Raw genomic sequence first — 19,274 nt, 5'->3', positions numbered from 1 at the left:
TCAAAAGTTCCCTAAAGGAAATCACCGGAGGATTCATGACTAAGTCAGAGTTGATCGAACGCCTTGCCAGCCAGCAAACTCATATACCGGCCAAGGCTGTTGAGGATGCGGTTAAAGAGATGCTTGAACATATGGCATCGACCCTGGCACAAGGCGAACGCATCGAAATCCGGGGATTTGGCAGTTTTTCTTTGCACTACCGTGCTCCTCGTACTGGCCGTAACCCGAAAACGGGTGACAAAGTGGAACTGGAAGGTAAATACGTTCCCCACTTCAAACCGGGCAAAGAGTTACGTGACCGTGCGAATTTAGCGGTTAATGCCAAAGCCTGAATTTCAGAAGATGCTAAAAACGATACCTTAGGGTATCGTTTTTTTTTGCCTGTTGTGAACCCGCCCGATAAAACTTCCCCCCGTGTGACTTCGCTAAATAATCTCTGTGGTTCTCACGCGCATTCTCTCTGACAGAGGTTGTTACTGCTGTACCAGAGCAGGCACTCTTCTCCTCCGACTCCGGGAGGGGAATATGAGTCTGATACTGTTTTCCGGCATTACCATCTTCGCGTTATCTGCATTACTCTTCTTGCCGGAACTGCCGTCCGGCAGCGTACTCTGTGGCATCGTATTACTGTCCTTCTTATTGCTACGCAGCGAATTACGGGCATTACAGGCGCTCGCCTGGCTGGGAGGTATCTTCTGCTGGGGAGTGCTGGTCGCCCGGCAGCAAGTTCACCAGATGGAGGCACTGACCCAAAGACCACTCGCGGCCGAAGTCAGGGTTATCGCCACTGAGCAATACCGGCAGCAGATGAGTATCAAAATCCTGAGGATTTCCGGGCAACCTCAGTTTCCTGCCTTGCAGGCCAGGGTGAATGTGGGCGAAGAGATCGGCGCGTTTTGTCCCGGACAGCGGTGGCTGATGCGTTTGAGATTACGTCCGGTGCATAGTCGTCTGAATGAAGGTGGCTATGATCAGCAACGTACAGCCTTAGCCGCTTACCGGCCGATTAGCGGCCGGATCCTGCAAAAAAAGGTTCTTACGGCAGATTGCAGTCTGAGGGCCGGGATTATGGCCGCGGCGGACGAAGCAATGGCGGGGCTGAAGTACGGCGGTGTCCTTCAGGCTCTGCTGTTTGGTGTCCGGGACAGGTTATCCCCGCAGGTTTCACAACTGTTTCGTGAGACCGGCATTGCACACCTGATGGCAATCTCGGGTATGCATATCGGGCTTGCAGCGGCATCGGGATGGGGGATCGTGCGATATCTTCAGCGGGGGTTACCGGCCCGTCTGATTACCCCCTTTCTGCCAGGCATTATCAGTCTGTTACTGGCGGCCTGTTATACCTGGCTCTCCGGAATGCAGGCGCCGGCATTACGGGCCATGCTGGCAATGACGTTCTGGCAGATATTTCGCCAGCATTATTTTAATTTCAACAGCTGGCAGGTCTGGCTATTGTGCGCGGGGCTCCTGTTGCTCAGTGACCCGATGTTTGTCTTATCCGAAAGCTTCTGGCTATCAACGCTGGCGGTCCTGATGTTACTGATCTGGTACCGTTGGTTTGCTTTGCCCCGGTATTATGCCCGGCACTGGCGCTGGCGAAGTCTGCAGCTATTACATCTGCAGTCGGGGATGTTGCTACTGATGTTACCGCTACAGGCATTATTATTTAACGGTACCAGCCTGGTGGCTTTACCTGCGAATCTGATCGCCATTCCGCTGATTTCTCTGTTTACGTTACCCGTTGCAGGGCTGGCATTACTCCTTATCCCCACGGGGCTTTCCGGACTCTTCTGGCAACTGGCCGATCAATCTCTCACACTGCTGGTGATGTTGCTTGAGTCTCCGCCACCGGGATGGTGGTATGTGACCGATGTTTATCTGTGGGGCCCGGTGGTCTGGGGTGGCCTGCTCTTTTTTCGCTCCGCGGCCTGCTTTCATTATCCCTTTCACGGCCTGGCATTATTACTCTGCTGTCTGCTATGGCGTTATCCGCCCCGCAATGACGAATGGCGAGTGGATATGCTGGATGTCGGGCATGGCCTGGCCGTGGTGATAAGTCAGGGAGATGAAGCGGTGGTCTATGATACCGGCAATCGCTGGCAGCAAAGTAATGCCGGAGAACGTATTATTGTTCCCTGGTTGTTAAGTCACGGATTAAAATTGCAGCAAGTGATTATCAGCCATCGTCATCTGGATCATTATGGCGGTCTCAATGGGGTCCTCTCTTACTGGCCGGCAACACCGGTCAGAACAGCATTTTCCCGCCGCGGATATCTTCGCTGCGTACGCGGAGAGCGCTGGCAATGGCAGCGACTCAGCTTTAGTGTGCTCTGGCCTCCCGCGGGTGGCACAAACGGCCAGAATAATGAGTCCTGTGTCATTAAAATCTCAGATGGTTTTTTTAGTCTGTTGCTGACCGGGGATCTGGAGCGTCAGGCAGAAATGAAACTTGTCTCGCTGGAGAAACAGCACCTGCAGGCAACCTTTCTCCAGGTCCCGCATCACGGCAGTAATACCTCGTCATCCCCGGTGCTGCTCAGGACGGTGAAGGGAGAGGTGGCCATGGCATCGGTTGCCCGTTATAACGCCTGGAAAATGCCGTCGCTGAAGGTTATTGAACGTTACCGTAACGCCGGTTTTCGCTGGTCGGATACGGCAGTATCGGGGCAAATCTCCTTGCGGATCTCTCAGCGCCAGTATCAACTCTCAGAAATGCGCGAAGAAATTTTCCCCCGCTGGTATCATCAGTGGTTTGGTGTAAAGCCTGAATCCGGGTAGAATAGCCGGTAATCTCAAACAACGTGAAGAAATAATGCATTCAGATAAAGATCTCTCAACGTGGCAGACATTCCGTCGGCTCTGGCCAATGATCGCCCCCCATAAGGCGGGACTGATCGTCTCAGCGATTGCATTGGTGCTAAATGCCGCCGGTGACACCCTGATGTTATCGTTACTTAAACCTCTGCTTGATGACGGGTTTGGTAAAGCCGATAAATCCGTTTTAATTTGGATGCCCTTAGCCGTGATTGGCCTGATGCTGATGCGTGGCATCACCAGTTATGTCTCAAGTTACTGCATCTCCTGGGTTTCCGGTAATGTCGTCATGCGGATGCGTCGCAGCTTGTTTGCTCATATGATGGGAATGCCGGTGGCCTTCTTTGACCAGCAATCGACCGGGACCTTGCTTTCCCGAATCACCTATGACTCTGAACAGGTAGCCTCGTCCTCTTCCAGTGCGCTGGTGACGGTCGTCAGGGAAGGGGCCTCGATTATCGGCCTGTTTATCATGATGTTCTACTATAGCTGGCAGCTGTCGTTGATCCTGATCGTACTGGCGCCGATTGTCTCTTTTGCTATCCGCCTGGTCTCCAAACGTTTCCGTAACATCAGTAAGACCATGCAGAACACGATGGGGCAGGTCACCACCAGTGCCGAGCAGATGCTCAAAGGGCATAAAGAAGTCCTGATCTTTGGTGGGCAGGAAATTGAGACTAAACGCTTCGATGTCGTCAGTAACCGCATGCGACAGCAGGGGATGAAGCTGGTTTCCGCTTCTTCTATTTCAGACCCGATTATTCAGCTGATTGCCTCGCTGGCACTGGCGTTTATCCTGTACGCTGCGAGTTTCCCGGCAGTCATGGATACGCTGACCGCAGGGACAATTACTGTCGTTTTCTCCTCGATGATTGCACTGATGCGTCCGTTGAAGTCACTGACCAACGTGAATGCGCAATTCCAGCGCGGTATGGCGGCCTGCCAGACCTTATTCACCATCCTGGACTCTGAGCAGGAAACGGATACCGGTACCCGTGTGATTTCCCGTGCCCGGGGAGACATCGCGTTCCGTAATGTGACCTTCTGTTACCCTGGCCGTGAAATACCGGCATTACATAATATCTCTATGGATCTGCCGGCCGGTAAAACTATCGCCCTGGTAGGCCGCTCCGGCTCGGGTAAATCGACCATTGCCAGTCTGCTGACCCGTTTTTACGATATTCAGTCCGGTGAAATCACGCTGGATGGCCATGATCTGAAAGAATATACCCTGCAGTCATTACGTAACCAGGTGGCGCTGGTGTCGCAAAATGTGCACCTGTTCAATGACACGATTGCCAATAACATCGCTTACGCCCGTGAGTCACAATACAGCCGTGAGGATGTCGAACGTGTTGCCAGAATGGCCCATGCCATGGACTTCATCGGCAAAATGGAACACGGCCTGGATACGGTGATCGGTGAAAACGGTGTTCTGTTATCCGGCGGGCAGCGTCAGCGTATCGCCATCGCCAGGGCGTTATTGCGCGATTGTCCTATCCTGATCCTGGATGAAGCAACCTCGGCACTCGATACCGAATCTGAGCGCGCGATCCAGTCGGCTTTGGATGAACTGCAGAAAAACAGAACATCCCTGGTGATTGCTCACCGTTTGTCGACCATCGAAAATGCGGATGAGATCGTGGTGGTTGAAGACGGGCGCATTATCGAACGCGGTTCTCACACAGAATTGCTGGAGAAACGCGGGGCTTATGCCCAGCTTCATAACATGCAGTTCGGGCAATGATTGAGCGCCTCTGGAGCGGACAGTCAGGTTGGTGGCGGCTGCTGCTGCCATTTTCCCTGCTGTATGGTGCGGTTACGGCCGTTATCCGCTGGAGCTATCGCCGTGGCTGGCGTAAAAGCTGGCAGGCGCCCGTTCCGGTGGTTGTGGTAGGTAACCTGACCGCCGGTGGTAACGGTAAAACACCGGTGGTTATCTGGCTGGTGGAACAACTCAGAGCCAGAGGCATTTCCGCAGGGGTTGTTTCCCGGGGATATGGCGGAAAATCAGAACGTTATCCTCTTGTCCTGAAAGACACAACCACTACAGCGGAGGCCGGTGATGAACCGGTGCTGATTTATCAGCGCACCGGCGTGCCTGTCGCCGTCGCGCCACGGCGTTCGGACGCGGTGGCAGCTCTGTTGAAATCATCACCGGTCGAAGTGATTATTACTGACGACGGGTTACAGCACTATGCGTTACGGCGTGACCTCGAAGTCGTGGTCGTCGATGGTATGCGACGGTTTGGCAATGGCTGGTGGCTGCCTGCCGGGCCTATGCGCGAGCGTGCATCACGCCTGCAGGAAGTGGATGCGGTAGTGACCAATGGGGGTGAAGCTCATGACGGTGAAATTACCATGCAGCTGGTCTCCGGAGAGGCGGTCAATTTACTCAGTGGTGAAACCCGGCCACTGTCGTCATTGACGAATATCGTCGCCATGGCGGGTATTGGCCATCCTCCCCGTTTCTTTTCAACACTGAAATCCCGCGGTGTGACCCCGGAGGCCGAAATTGCTTTCGCTGACCATCATGCCTATTCAGCACAGGAACTCGAGGTATTGCTTACCGGCGAACAGCAACTGCTGATGACCGAGAAGGATGCGGTAAAATGCCGCCAGTTTGCCCGGGCCAACTGGTGGTATCTGCCGGTGACGGCGCGACTGAGCGGGGAAGCCGCACCGGCGTTACTGGATAAAGTCGTCCGCCTCAGCCAGCGACCATAATACCGGTTGTGATCCCCTGAACCCCGTTCTCTGACAGAGGCCTGATGGCCTCTGTTTTCTTTTCCCGGCCATGACAAACCATGTTTCCTCCCGGGCGGCTGTGATATGCTAGCGTTCAGTCCCCGCGGTCCGTGATGGAGGAAATATGGATCACCGTTTACTCGAAATAGTGGCATGCCCGGTCTGCAATGGTAAATTGCAGTATAACCAGCAACAGCAGGAACTTGTCTGCAAACCTGATGGCTTAGCCTATCCGGTGCGTGACGGTATTCCCGTTCTGCTTGAAAATGAAGCCCGTACATTGACAGCGGATGAGAGCCTGTCATGAGTTTTGTGGTCATCATTCCTGCCCGATATGCGTCTACACGTCTGCCCGGAAAACCTCTGGTCGACATTAATGGCCTGCCGATGGTTGTCCGCGTGCTGCATAAGGCGCTGGCCTCCGGTGCTGACCGTGTGATCGTGGCGACAGATCATCCTGCGGTGGCTGAAGCCGTCACTGCCGCGGGGGGTGAAGTATGTATGACCCGTGAAGATCACAATTCCGGGACTGAGCGACTGGCTGAGGTGATTGATACCTGTCAGCTGGCTGACGATACCATTATTGTGAATGTGCAGGGGGATGAACCTCTGGTCCCGCCGGCGATCATTCGTCAGGTGGCCGGAAACCTGGCACAGGCCAGCTCAGGCATGGCGACCCTGGCGGTTCCTGTGACAGAAGCAGAAGAAGCGTTTAACCCGAACGCCGTTAAAGTGGTGACCGATCATCAGGGTTATGCGCTTTACTTCTCCCGCGCCACGATCCCCTGGGATCGTGAACGTTATGCTGCGTCACGGGAGACGATTGGTGACACCCTGTTAAGACATATCGGTATTTATGCGTATCGTGCCGGGTTTATCCGCCGTTATATCCGCTGGCAGCCCTGCGCGCTGGAGCAGATCGAACTGCTCGAGCAGTTAAGGGTGCTCTGGTACGGTGAAAAAATACATGTGGATGTCGCGCTGGAAACTCCGCAAGTGGGTGTGGATACCCTGGCAGATCTTGAGCGTGTGCGAGAGATTCTGGCAGAAAAGTAATCATTTCCGGTTCGGCAGGCAGAAGAAAGGCTGACGAAATGTCCCTGATAGCGGGCCATGAGATGCAGCTTATCAGGAGGAAAAATGGAACTGTTAAAGGCAGAACTCAGCCTGATCCTCGGGGAATCGATCAGCCGGATTGAGACGCTACATTGCCAGTCACAATCCTGTCTGTACGCTATTTATGACCGGTCAGGTCATGCGATGCCGATGGCCGTACGCTGTTTTTCTCAGCCTGGTCTGGCCGAACAGCAAGCCAGAAAGCTGATGCTGTTGCGTCAGAAAGGGACAATCCCTGTCCCCGTCGTCTATGGTGTCGTCGTCAGTGAACGGCTGCCGTTTCATGAATTACTGCTGATGGGGCGTATCGGAGGCATCTCTGCTGAAGCCCCGGCCTCTTCGGCTGAACAATGGCAGACACTGGCACAGCAAATTACGGAAGGGCTGGGGGCGTGGCACTCACATTCCGCAGACGGGATGAGTGGCTATGTCGACAGCACTCAGAAAATCCGCTGGCCTGACTGGTATCTTCAACACACCTCCGTGCTCCTCGCGTTGCTGCGGCAGAAACGTCAAACGGCGATCCCGGCTGACGACCAGCAACTGCTGCACCGCAGTCTGCTCTGCCATGAGACGTTATTTGCTGATCTTAATGCCCCTAATGTGCTGGTGCATGGCAACCTGACCCTGAATACGATTATTAAAGATCCCCGTACAGGGCATTTGCTGGCAATGGTACAACCGGGAAGAGTGCTCTGGGCACCGGCAGAGTATGAACTTTTTCGCTTACAAAACTCGCCCCGGGAACAGAGCCTGTTACAGTGTTATCTGAAAAAATACGGCGTTGATGAGGGGTTTATCTGGCGATGTTCGCTCTATCGCCTATGGGACCAGGTGGAGCAGTTAATTCATAATCGCCCGTTTTCGACGGAATTATATTCTGAGGCCAGGGATAACCTGCTTCCCTGGCTCGAATAACCACAACAATCAGGCCTTGTCTGTCAGGCTCTGCCACATTCTTCCCAGTGTTTCATACCATGCTCTCTCGCTGTGTGACAGCCAGAGCGGGGAGGGGGTTAATTTTTCCCAAAAATTCAGGGGGCTGGTGATGGCCATCTGATTTGCCGGTGCAGGAACAGGCGCTAATCCTTGCTGGCGGAAAAATTGCATCGCTCTTGGCAGATGATTGGCGGATGTGACCAGGATCAGTGGATGATTACCGATAAGTTGCCGGACAGCCGCGGCTTCTTCTGCAGTGTCTTTGGGCTTATCCAGCTGAATGATATCCTGTGGCGGGACGCCCAGTGATTCAGCGACTTCTGCAGCCACACTGGCATTACTGCGCGGATTTCCCTGCGCTCTGGCACCGGTAAAGATCATCTTCGCTCCCGGAGAGAGACGCCACAACCGCACACCTTCGGTCACCCGGGGCAGGCTGTTGCCGATCAGATTGGATCCCGGTGCCCAGCGGGGGTTATAGGTATATCCGCCACCCAATACGACGATATAGTCACCGGGCCGCCCGTCGCGAAGCGTCGGATACTCTGACTCCAGCGGGGCCAGCAGGCGATCGGCGACGGGTTGCAGGCTTAACAGTAATAAAATAACCCAGCTGACTGAAAGTAATATCCGGGCCGTCTTTTGCCAACGCGTAAACCATAATAATAAAAGCGCCAGCCCCATGCAGATAAGGAGCAGCGGCAGAGGCAACAGCATTCCCCCGATCATTTTTTTGAGCATAAAAAGCATAAATATCACCAGTTTTGTCTGAAAAAACAGCAGCCGGTAGCAATATAAAGGATGAAAGATTCATTCTTACAAGACCTGTGACAAAATAGCATATTTCTTACGTGACCCATCCGGAGCTTTTGTCATGAAGGATCGTAATTTCGATGATCTTGCGGAGAAGTTTTCTCAAAACATTTATGGCACCGCGAAAGGTCAGATCCGCCAGGCAATTCTTCGCGATGAGCTCGATGAGATTTTACCGACGCTCCCGGCAGGCCCGTTGTCGATAGTCGATGCCGGCGGCGGGATGGGACAAATCTCCTGCGGGCTGGCGGCCCGCGGGCACCATATCCTGCTGGGGGACGTTTCCGGCAAGATGCTGGAACGTGCAGAAGAAAATGCGCAGCGTCTGGGTGTCAGCGGGAACATGGTTTTTAAACAAATGCGGGTGCAGGATATTGCAGACCATTTGGATAAACCCGCGGATCTGGTATTGTTTCATGCTGTGCTTGAATGGGTGGCCGAACCTGAAACGGCGCTGAAGGCAATCTATAATGTGTTAGCCCCCGGCGGGGTGTTATCGCTGATGTTTTATAACCTGAATGGTCTGGTGATGCAGAACCTGACACTGGGGAATTTTGGCTATTTACGGGCAGATATGAAAAAACGTAAAAGACGGACACTGTCCCCGGATTATCCCCGTGACCCCGTACAGGTGTATCACTGGTTAACCGAATGCGGATTTATTATTGAACAGCGGGCAGGGATCCGTGTGTTCAGTGATTTTATTCGTGATATGCCCCCCAGTGCTAATGGCTTTGACGGGATCCTTGAAATGGAAAGACGCTTCAGCCGGCAGGAACCGTACCTGAGTCTGGGGCGCTATATTCACGTCACTGCGCGCAAACCACTGCAGAAGGATCAATTATGAGTGATTTCTCCCAGACGATCCCGGAACTGGTCTCCTGGGCCCGTAAAAGCGATTTTTCAATTTCGCTGCCTACGGAGCGTCTGGCTTTCCTGCTGACAATCGCGACATTAAATGGCGAACGGATGGATGGTGAACTGAGCGAAGGCGAACTGATCGACGGCTTCCGTCATGTCAGTAAAGCCTTTGAACAGACCAAAGAAACCGTTCAGGCCAGAGCGAACAACGCCATTAATGACATGGTACGTCAGCGGCTGTTAAACCGTTTTACCAGCGAACAGGCTGACGGACACGCGATCTACCGTCTGACGCCACTCGGTATCGGTATTACCGACTATTATATCCGGCAGCGTGAGTTTTCGACCTTACGATTGTCGATGCAGCTCTCTATCGTCGCCAATGAACTTAAGCGTGCTGCGGATGCGGCCGAAGAAAACGGGGATGAATTCCACTGGCATCGGAATGTATTTGCTCCGCTTAAATATTCTGTCGCGGAGATCTTTGACAGTATTGATCTGACACAGCGGTCGATGGATGAACAGCAGCAGGGGGTAAAAGAAGATATTGCGGCCCTGCTGAATAAAGACTGGCGGGCGGCGATCTCCAGTTGTGAACTCCTGCTGTCTGAAACCTCCGGTATTCTGCGTGAATTACAGGATACGCTGGAGGCTGCGGGCGATAAGTTACAAGCCAATCTGCTGCGGATTCAGGATGCGACACTGAACAGCCCGGATCTGGGGTTTGTGGATAAACTGGTGTTTGATCTGCAAAACAAACTCGACCGTATCACCAGTTGGGGCCAGCAGGCGATCGATCTCTGGATCGGGTATGATCGGCATGTACATAAATTTATCCGTACTGCGATTGATATGGATAAAAATCGCGTCTTTGCCCAGCGGTTAAGACAATCGATACAAGGTTATTTCGATGCGCCATGGGGGCTGAGCTATGCCAGCGCCGATCGTTTATTCGATACCCGTGAAGATGAACTGCTCTTACGTAATGATGAAGTCACCGGCGAACTGCCGAATGAACTTGAATTTGAAGAGTTCAATGAGATCAGAGAACAGCTGATGGCCATGATTGAAGAAGCTCTGCGTGTCTATAAGGAACAGGCGATACCGCTGAACCTGGCGACCGTGATGCGCGACTATCTGGCTCAGTATCCACGGGCGAGACATTTTGATTTAGCCAGAATTATTATCGATCAGGCAGTCAGTCTGGGCGTTTCTGAAGCCGACTTAGCAGGGTTACCTGCGCAGTGGCAGTCTATTAATGATTACGGAGCCAAGGTGCAGGCACATGTCATTGACAAATATTGAACAAGTGATGCCGCTTAAGCTGGCACAGGCACTGGCAAACCCGGTTTTTCCTGCGCTGGATAGCCAGTTACGGGCCGGGCGTCATATCGGATTTGAAGAATTAGATAATCATGCCTTCCTGATGGATTTTCAGGCAGAACTGGAAGAGTTTTATGCCCGGTACCACGTGGAGTTAGTCCGTGCCCCGGAAGGATTTTTCTATCTGCGTCCACGTTCTACCACGCTGATTGCCCGCTCAGTGTTATCTGAGCTGGACATGATGGTCGGTAAAATATTGTGCTACCTCTACCTGAGCCCGGAACGGCTGGCGAATGAGGGCATTTTTACCCAGCAGGAACTCTACGATGAGCTGCTGGCACTGGCTGACGAAAGCAAACTGCTGCGCTTTGTTAACCAGCGGTCGACCGGCTCTGATCTGGATCGTACCCGACTGCAGGAGAAAGTCAGGGCTTCCCTGAACCGCCTTCGCCGGCTGGGGATGGTCTGGTTTATGGGGAATGACAACTCTAAGTTCCGCATTATGGAATCGGTATTCCGCTTTGGTGCTGAAGTCCGTAGCGGTGATGAACCGCGTGAAGCCCAGTTGCGGTTAATCCGTGATGGTGAAGCCGTCTCCCTGGAGAAGACGGAAACAGCAGACCCGGCAGGCCGTGGCACGGAGGCAGAAAATGAGCAGTTCAGTGAAGATTCCGCAGAAAGCGGGGAGGATGACGAGGAATGATTGAACGTGGAAAGTTTCGATCGCTGACATTGATTAACTGGAACGGTTTTTTTGCCCGGACCTTTGATCTCGATAATATGGTAACCACGTTATCCGGCGGTAATGGTGCGGGTAAATCCACCACCATGGCAGCATTTGTGACCGCGTTGATTCCGGATCTGACTCTGCTGCATTTCCGTAATACCACCGAAGCGGGGGCCACTAGTGGTTCCCGGGATAAAGGGCTGCACGGAAAACTGCGGGCCGGTGTCTGTTATTCCATCCTCGATGTGATCAACTCACGCGGACAGCGGGTCATTGCCGGTGTGCGTCTGCAGCAGGTGACCGGGCGTGATAAGAAAGTCGATATCCGGCCTTTCAGCCTGCATGATGTCCCGGCAGAATTAAACCCGACAGAGTTGCTGACCGAGGTGGTGAACTCTCGTCAGGCAAAAGTCCTGTCGCTGAATGAAGTGAAAGAGCGTCTGGAGCTTCAGGAAGGGATCACTTTTCGTCAGTACAACTCGGTAACCGATTATCACAGCATGATGTTCGAGCAGGGTATCGTTGCCCGTCGTCTGCGTACCCAGGGTGACCGTAGTAAATTCTATCGTCTGCTTGAAGCCTCGTTATATGGCGGTATTTCCAGCGCCATCACCCGCTCACTGCGTGACTATCTGTTACCTGAAAACGGCGGTGTGCGTAAGGCCTTCCAGGACATGGAAGCCGCATTGCGTGAAAACAGGATGACGCTCGAAGCCATTCGGGTAACCCAGTCTGACCGTAATTTATTTAAGCACCTGATCACCGAAGCGACCGATTATGTTGCCGCCGATTATATGCGTCATGCCAACGAGCGACGTACGCACCTCGATGGCGCGCTGTTATTACGTAATGAGCTATTTACCGGCCGTCAGGAACTGGCGAGCGGTCAGTACCGTCATGTGGAAATGGCACGCGAGCTGGCTGAACTGTCCGGCTCGGAAAAAGAATCCGAAGCCGAATATCAGGCGGCCAGTGATCACCTGAACCTGGTTCAGACGGCTGTTCGTCAGCAGGAAAAGATCACGCGCTATGAAGGTGAACTGGAAGAACTCAGTTACCGGCTGGAAGAGCAGCAGGAAGTGGTGGCCGAAGCCGAAGAAATCCATGAAGATAACCAGCAGCGTGCAGAAGATGCTGAACTGGAAGTGGATGAGCTGAAGAGCCAGCTAGCAGATTTTCAGCAGGCACTGGATGTTCAGCAAACCCGTGCGATTCAGTACCAGCAAGCCATTCAGGCATTACAGCGCGCCCGCGAACTGTGTGGCATTTCTGATCTTTCCCTGGAAAATGCCGAAGAGTGGCAGCAGCGTTTCAGCGCCAGAGAAGAAGAAGCCACGGAGCTGTTACTGACTCTGGAACAGAAACTGAGTGTTGCTGATGCCGCGCACAGTCAGTTCGAGCAGGCACTGGCCCTGGTTAATCAGATTGCCGGCCCGGTAGGGCGCCATGAAGCCTGGCAAACCGGTCGCGAGATCATCCGCGATGCCGCCAATCAGCGCCATTATGCCGATGAATTATCCTCCCTGCGCCTACGCCTGTCTGAACTGGAGCAACGTTTACGCGAACAACACGACGCGGAGCGTTTACTGGCGGAATTTTGTAAAAGCCAGGGGCGTCAGTACGATGCCGATGCTCTGGACGGATTGCACCGTGAACTGGAAGCACAGATCGAATCGCTGTCAGAGCGGGTTGCCGACGCCGGAGAACACCGTCTGACCTTGCGTCAGACACTGAGCCAGATCCGCGAAAAAATCACGTCACTGACCAGCAAAGCACCACACTGGCTGGCGGCACAGGAGATCCTGACTCAGCTCAGCGAGCAGACCGGCCAGGCGCTGACCAGCAGTCAGCAGGTGACCGGTTACATGCAGCAGCTGCTGGAGAAAGAGCGTGAAACGACGGTTGAACGTGATGCCATCGCTGCCCGTAAGCGTGAAACGGAACAACAAATTGAGCGGCTGAGCCAGCCCGGCGGTGCTGAGGATGCCCGACTGACACAACTGGCTGAACGTTTCGGCGGGGTGCTACTGTCTGAAATTTACGACGACGTTACCCTCGACGATGCACCGTACTTTTCAGCCCTCTACGGGCCTTCCCGCCATGCGATTGTCGTTCCTGACCTGTCGCTGATTCAGGAACAACTGGCCGGTCTCGAAGAGTGTCCGGAAGATCTGTACCTGATCGAAGGGGATCCGCAGTCGTTTGATGACAGTGTCTTCAGTGCGGATGAACTGGATGGCGCCGTCATTGTTAAAGTGGCCGACCGTCAATGGCGTTATTCCCGTTTCCCGAAAGTCCCGCTTTTCGGCCGTGCTGCGCGCGAAAATCAGCTGGAACTGCTGTATAACGAGCGGGATAAACTGGCTGAAACCTACGCGACGTTGTCGTTCGATGTTCAGAAAACCCAGCGCTTACATCAGTCGTTCAGCCGCTTTATCGGCAGCCACCTGGCCATTGCCTTCGAGCAAGATCCTGAACAGCAGATCCGGGAACTCAATGCCCGTCGTCTGGATGTGGAACGCGCACTGAATCAGCATGAAAGTGAGACGGTTCAGCAGCGTCAGCAGTATGAATCTGCCAAAGACGGGGTGGCAAAACTCAACCGGCTGCTTCCGCGGGTCAGCCTGCTGCTGGACGAAACGCTGGCGGATCGTTATGAAGAGATCCGTGAGCAGGTGGAAGAGGCGCAGGAAGCCTCCCGCTTCCTGCATCAGCACGGCGTACGGATTAACAAACTTGAGTCGATGTTGTCGGTGCTGCAAAACGATCCGCAGCAGCACGAGCAACTGCAGGCCGATTATCAGACCGCGCAGCAAAAACAGCGTGAATATCGTCAGCAGTCGTTTGCGCTGACTGAGGTTATTCAGCGCCGCGCTCACTTCAGTTACTCCGATTCCGGCAGCATGGTGGACGGTAACAGTGACCTGAGTAATAAACTGCGTAAGCAACTGGAGCAGGCTGAAGGTGAACGTGCCCATGCCCGCGAAAGGCTGCGTGAGCATCAGGCGATGCTGACCCAATATACTCAGGTTCTGGCATCGCTTAAAAGTTCGTACGAAGCAAAACAGGATATGCTGAAAGAACTGCACCTTGAAATGCAGGCTATCGGTGTGGCTGCGGATGTTCGTGCAGAAGAACGGGCTAAATCGCGTCGCGATGAACTCTATGAGTCACTGAGCCGTAACCGTGCCCGCAGTAACCAGCTGGAGAAGCAGATCTCTTTCTGTGAAGCCGAAATGGATGCACTGCAAAAACGCCTGCGCAAACTGGAGCGGGATTACGTTCAGCAGCGTGAACAGGTCGTGCGTGCGAAAGCCGGATGGTGCACGGTCATGCGTCTGGTGAAGGATAACGGTATCGAACGCCGCCTGCACCGCCGTGAGCTGGCCTATCTGGGCGGGGATGAATTACGTTCTATGTCGGATAAGGCCCTCGGGGCATTACGTCTGGCGGTGGCGGATAATGAGCATCTGCGTGATGTATTGAGATTATCCGAAGATCCGAAATACCCGGAACGTAAGATCCGATTCTTTATCGCCGTTTACCAGCATCTGCGTGAGCGTATCCGTCAGGATATCATCCGTACCGATGACCCGGTAGAAGCCATCGAGCAGATGGAGATTGAACTTAACCGTCTGACAGAAGAGCTGACCGCCCGCGAGAAACATCTGGCGATCAGTTCACGGAGTGCGGCAAATATTCTGCGCAAAACCATCCAGCGTGAACAGAACCGCATCCGTCAGCTCAACCAGGGGCTTCAGGGCGTCAGTTTCGGCCAGGTGAACAGTGTGCGCCTGAACGTAAATGTGCGGGAAGCTCACTCCGTATTACTGGAAACGCTGGCCAATGATCATGAGCAGCATCAGGATCTGTTTAACAGCCAGCGTCTGACCTTCTCAGAAGCGCTGGCCAAACTGTATCAGCGTCTGAACCCGCAGATTGATATGGGACAACGGACACCACAGGTCATCGGTGAAGAGCTGCTGGATTACCGTAACTACCTGGAAATGGAAGTTGAGGTCAATCGTGGGTCAGATGGCTGGTTACGTGCAGAAAGCGGGGCGCTGTCGACCGGGGAAGCGATCGGTACCGGGATGTCCATCCTGGTCATGGTCGTGCAGAGCTGGGAAGAAGAGTCCCGTCGTCTGCGTGGCAAGGATATTTCCCCTTGTCGTCTGCTGTTCCTGGATGAAGCGGCCCGACTGGATGGTCGCTCAATAGCGACTCTGTTTGAACTGTGCGAACGTCTGGATATGCAACTGGTGATCGCTGCGCCGGAAAATATCAGTCCGGAGAAGGGAACCACCTATAAACTGGTCCGTAAAGTGGTGAATAACACCGAACACGTTCATGTCGTCGGCTTGCGGGGATTTGTTCCCGAGCCTTCCGTGAGCACAGCATCCGGCGGCCCGGCACCTCAACATTGAGTGTCGCAATTCCGGTAAATAAATGACATAAAACGGTATTTGTTTTTCAGCAAATACCGTTTTATTGTTTTAGTGGCGCTTATTCGTGTAAAGAAGAAAAATCCGGGCTAATGTAGTCATTACGGTAAGACATAAGGGGGCAGGGATGTTGAATAATGGTCTTAAATTACGGCCTGTAACGATATTGTGTAGTTTTTCACTGATGCTGGCACCGGTAACCTCGTTATTTGCTGCTCAGACACTTACCGGTCATCCGGTGCATACTTCCGGTGAGCATTCTGTACCGGTAAGACACAATTTTAATGCGGTCATCGCGGCGTTACCTGCCGGAGTTCATCTTTATTATTCATCCACTTTAGCCTCACTTTATCAGTCCCGGCATATGCAACCGATGTGGCAGGATCCGGTGGCGGTCGAAAAATTTCAGCAACAGCTGGCTGAAGTCGCGTTGTCCGGTGTTCAGCCACAGTTCGGTCAGTGGGTCAGCTGGCTGTCACGCAGTGATATCTCCGGGATGGAGCGTGATGTCCTGCTATCGGATGCCATGCTGGGATATCTGCAGTTTACTGCCGGCGCCCCGATAAAAGGGGAAAGCTGGTTATACGGGGACACGCCTTACAGTCTGGCATTACCCCCGACCGGCGATATTGCCCGCTGGCAGTCATCGATAACCTCCCGTAATGAGCGGGTGTTTATGGATTCTCTGATGCCTCGTCACCCTCAGTACCTGCCGATGCAGGCCGCGCTGAAAAAACTCTTATCAGAGGATCAGCGATGGCCTTATCTGACCAACCGCATCTCTATCAGACCGGGCGAAAGCAGCCCGGAGATCCCGACACTGCGCACGATTTTAATCCGCAGTGGTATGCTCAGTGCAAATGCTCCGGTATCTGTACCGCAGACACCGGTGGCTGACACCTCTGCTCAGCAGCAATCCGCCGCGCCGGCGACAGCGTCAGGCAGCCAGAGCGCCTTACTGCCGGGGAAACCCCTCGCCGGCACGACTTCTTCGCAGGGCAGTGCCCCGGCAGGCAACGGGAACGCGTCCCCGGCACTGACTCCGGCGGTGAACCCTGAGGATGTTTACGGTCCTGAACTGGTGGAAGCGGTGAAACGTTTTCAGCAATGGCAGGGCCTGGCATCGGATGGCGTTATCGGACCGATGACCCGCGAGTGGTTAAACGTGACGCCACGGATGCGTGCCGGTCTGCTGGCACTCAACATGCAACGTCTGCGATTGCTGCCGGACGATATGCATAACGGCATTATGGTCAACATCCCTAACTTTTCGATGAGCTATTACGAGCAGGGGAAAACGATCCTCAGCTCACGGGTTATCGTCGGACGGCCGGACAGGAAAACACCATTGATGCGTAGCGCGCTGAATGATGTGGTGCTCAATCCGCCCTGGAATGTCCCCACCAGTCTGGTCCGTGGCGATATTGTCCCGAAAGCCAAGAGTGATCCGGATTACCTGATGAAGCATGGCTTCACCCTGTTATCAGGGTGGAATGCTGATGCTCAGGTGATCAGTCCGGAGAGCATTAACTGGGCGGCGGTAAATCCCGCGACATTCCCTTACCGTGTGCGTCAGGCCCCCGGGCCACAGAATGCGCTGGGACGTTATAAATTTAATATGCCAAGTTCTGATGCCATCTACTTACATGATACGCCGAACCATATGCTGTTTCAGCGTGATGTCAGGGCACTAAGTTCAGGTTGTGTGCGTATTAATAAGGCTGCTGAACTCGCAGGGATCCTGCTGAAAAATGTAGGCTGGGATAGCAGCCGGATATCCGGCGCTCTTCAGGAAGGGAGTACCCGCTATCTGGCTATCCGCTATCGAATTCCGGTTAACCTCTATTATCTGACCGCCTGGGTAGGCGAAGATGGTCAACCGCAATTCCGTACCGATATCTACAATTACGATAATCTGGTTCGCCGGGGGCAGAGCAGTCTTGCCCCTGCAGAAAAATTTATTCTTTAACCGCCCACCACAACGAGACGTCATCCTGCCAGCCGGCCCGGATGACGCCCTCTGGCTGCCTTATTGTCGGGCCGGGGATGATATTCCCCGGGTCTGTATTGACGTGACTGAGACATCTGGTTAATGTGCCATTGTCTGTTTTTTGTTCCGCTGTCACTCAGGTTATAGATCACCATGGATAAATTTGATTCCCAACGCAGAAAAATCATCTTGTCAGGTTGCGCCGCCGCAGGGCTGGCATTACTCCCTGGCCTGGCTGAAGCCTCGTTATCTGCCGCCCGCCCCCGTATACTCACGCTCAGTAATATGCATACCGGTGAAACGATGAAAACCGAGTTTTTTAACGGTCAAACATATAATCAAAGTGAACTGGCACGCCTGAATCATTTTTTCCGTGATTACCGGGCGAATAAGGTAAAGAACATCGACCCGCATTTGTTCGAGCAACTCTACCGGCTACAGGTTATGCTGGGTACCCGCAAACCGGTTCAGCTGATTTCCGGCTATCGTTCACTGGCGACTAATAATAAATTACGTTCGACCGGTAGCGGAGTGGCAAAACACAGTTACCATACGCTGGGCCAGGCGATGGACTTTCATATTGAAGGTGTTCAGCTGGCGATGGTGCGCTCTGCGGCATTGAAAATGGGTGCCGGCGGGGTAGGCTACTATCCGAAAAGTAATTTTGTTCATATCGACACCGGGCCGGTCAGACACTGGCAATAACCGGTGTTTCAGAAAAGAGGTTCAGGCATTGAGTCAGTTGAATTACACCCTCATTCCGGTCACGGCATTTTCTCAGAATTGTTCCGTCGTCTGGTGTGAGGCACAGGGAAATACGGCGATTATCGATCCCGGCGGGGATGCCGGGGTGATAAAAAAGGTACTCAGCGACCTGCAACGAACGCCGGAAAAGATTCTGCTTACCCACGGCCATCTTGATCATGTCGGGGCCGCCGCCGAACTGGCCGCATTTTACAACATACCGGTTATCGGCCCGCAGTTGCGGGATAAATTCCTGCTGGATGCCCTGCCACAGCAGAGCCAGATGTTTGGTTTTCCCTATTGTGCCCCTTTACAGCCCGATCAATGGCTGGAGGAAGGAGAGACGCTCTCGTTAGGTAAGGTATCCTTTGAAATATTACATTGTCCCGGACACACGCCCGGACATATCGTCTTGCTGGATCGGCAAAATAAACTGTTATTTTCCGGTGATGTGATTTTTAAAGGCGGGGTGGGCCGCAGTGATTTCCCGCAGGGAGATCATCAGCAGTTAATGACCTCGATAAGGGAAAAACTGTTACCGTTAGGGGATGATATAACGTTTATCCCCGGCCATGGCCCGTTATCCACGCTGGGGAGCGAACGGATCACAAATCCGTTTCTGCAGTAAATGACCGCATCAGCACTGATGCAGAGAACATCCGCCAAAAAAAAGCCATCCCCCAGGATAATGCCGATCGTTTAAGACTACTTGATCGATCCAGTGCATGATGTAAAAAGGGTCCATGTTCAACAT

General features: G+C 53.4%; 15 protein-coding genes. 14 read left to right on the top strand and 1 reads right to left on the bottom strand.

What is annotated here, in order from left to right; translation table 11 throughout:
* Nucleotides 1-35: 35 nt before the first annotated feature.
* The 7 genes from ihfB (at nt 36) to ABD035_RS16295 (ending at nt 7,596) form a co-directional block, all read left to right on the top strand.
* On the top strand, nt 36-332 hold the full coding sequence (gene ihfB, locus ABD035_RS16325) for an integration host factor subunit beta (protein ID WP_025902848.1): 297 nt from the start codon (nt 36-38) through the stop codon (nt 330-332).
* 193 nt (nt 333-525) lie between these two features.
* Nucleotides 526-2,778, top strand: a complete 2,253-nt coding sequence (locus ABD035_RS16320) for a DNA internalization-related competence protein ComEC/Rec2 (protein ID WP_343871195.1) — start codon at nt 526-528, stop codon at nt 2,776-2,778.
* A 34-nt stretch (nt 2,779-2,812) separates the two neighbouring features.
* On the top strand, nt 2,813-4,561 hold the full coding sequence (gene msbA / locus ABD035_RS16315) for a lipid A ABC transporter ATP-binding protein/permease MsbA (RefSeq protein ID WP_212713845.1): 1,749 nt from the start codon (nt 2,813-2,815) through the stop codon (nt 4,559-4,561).
* Nucleotides 4,558-5,541 carry a tetraacyldisaccharide 4'-kinase gene (gene lpxK / locus ABD035_RS16310; RefSeq protein WP_212713844.1) on the top strand — a complete coding sequence of 328 codons (984 nt, stop codon included), beginning with the start codon at nt 4,558-4,560 and terminating at the stop codon, nt 5,539-5,541. Before msbA ends, lpxK begins: the two co-directional genes overlap by 4 nt.
* Before the next feature lie 145 nt (nt 5,542-5,686).
* Nucleotides 5,687-5,869 (top strand): protein YcaR, encoded by a 183-nt coding sequence (gene ycaR / locus ABD035_RS16305; protein WP_212713843.1) that lies wholly within the window; start codon nt 5,687-5,689, stop codon nt 5,867-5,869.
* Complete coding sequence (gene kdsB, locus ABD035_RS16300; protein ID WP_212713842.1) at nt 5,866-6,618, top strand: 3-deoxy-manno-octulosonate cytidylyltransferase; 753 nt, start codon at nt 5,866-5,868, stop codon at nt 6,616-6,618. The genes ycaR and kdsB overlap by 4 nt, the downstream gene beginning before the upstream one ends.
* A gap of 84 nt (nt 6,619-6,702) precedes the next feature.
* Nucleotides 6,703-7,596, top strand: a complete 894-nt coding sequence (locus ABD035_RS16295; protein ID WP_212713841.1) for a phosphotransferase — start codon at nt 6,703-6,705, stop codon at nt 7,594-7,596.
* Nucleotides 7,597-7,605: 9 nt separating this feature from the next.
* Here ABD035_RS16295 and elyC read toward each other — a convergent pair whose 3' ends face one another.
* On the bottom strand, nt 7,606-8,367 hold the full coding sequence (gene elyC, locus ABD035_RS16290) for an envelope biogenesis factor ElyC (protein WP_212713840.1): 762 nt from the start codon (nt 8,365-8,367) through the stop codon (nt 7,606-7,608).
* Between the two features lie 124 nt (nt 8,368-8,491).
* Here elyC and cmoM point away from each other — a divergent pair, with 124 nt between their 5' ends.
* From cmoM to ABD035_RS16255, 7 genes are all read left to right on the top strand, one after another.
* Nucleotides 8,492-9,277: a tRNA uridine 5-oxyacetic acid(34) methyltransferase CmoM gene (gene cmoM / locus ABD035_RS16285; RefSeq protein WP_343871194.1), complete on the top strand. Its 786-nt coding sequence runs from the start codon at nt 8,492-8,494 to the stop codon at nt 9,275-9,277.
* Complete coding sequence (mukF, locus tag ABD035_RS16280) at nt 9,274-10,596, top strand: chromosome partition protein MukF (RefSeq protein ID WP_343871193.1); 1,323 nt, start codon at nt 9,274-9,276, stop codon at nt 10,594-10,596. Before cmoM ends, mukF begins: the two co-directional genes overlap by 4 nt.
* Nucleotides 10,577-11,317: a chromosome partition protein MukE gene (gene mukE / locus ABD035_RS16275; RefSeq protein ID WP_212713837.1), complete on the top strand. Its 741-nt coding sequence runs from the start codon at nt 10,577-10,579 to the stop codon at nt 11,315-11,317. The genes mukF and mukE overlap by 20 nt, the downstream gene beginning before the upstream one ends.
* Nucleotides 11,314-15,768 (top strand): chromosome partition protein MukB, encoded by a 4,455-nt coding sequence (mukB, locus tag ABD035_RS16270; RefSeq protein WP_343871192.1) that lies wholly within the window; start codon nt 11,314-11,316, stop codon nt 15,766-15,768. Before mukE ends, mukB begins: the two co-directional genes overlap by 4 nt.
* Before the next feature lie 145 nt (nt 15,769-15,913).
* Complete coding sequence (gene ldtD / locus ABD035_RS16265; protein ID WP_343871191.1) at nt 15,914-17,755, top strand: L,D-transpeptidase; 1,842 nt, start codon at nt 15,914-15,916, stop codon at nt 17,753-17,755.
* 174 nt (nt 17,756-17,929) lie between these two features.
* Nucleotides 17,930-18,481, top strand: a complete 552-nt coding sequence (gene mepK / locus ABD035_RS16260; protein ID WP_212713835.1) for a peptidoglycan L,D-endopeptidase MepK — start codon at nt 17,930-17,932, stop codon at nt 18,479-18,481.
* A gap of 37 nt (nt 18,482-18,518) precedes the next feature.
* Nucleotides 18,519-19,148 carry an MBL fold metallo-hydrolase gene (locus tag ABD035_RS16255; RefSeq protein WP_343871204.1) on the top strand — a complete coding sequence of 210 codons (630 nt, stop codon included), beginning with the start codon at nt 18,519-18,521 and terminating at the stop codon, nt 19,146-19,148.
* Nucleotides 19,149-19,274: the final 126 nt, after the last annotated feature.

Source organism: Tatumella terrea (assembly GCF_039523755.1).
Classification (GTDB): domain Bacteria; phylum Pseudomonadota; class Gammaproteobacteria; order Enterobacterales; family Enterobacteriaceae; genus Tatumella; species Tatumella terrea.
This window is presented reverse-complemented; position numbering and strand designations above follow the sequence as displayed.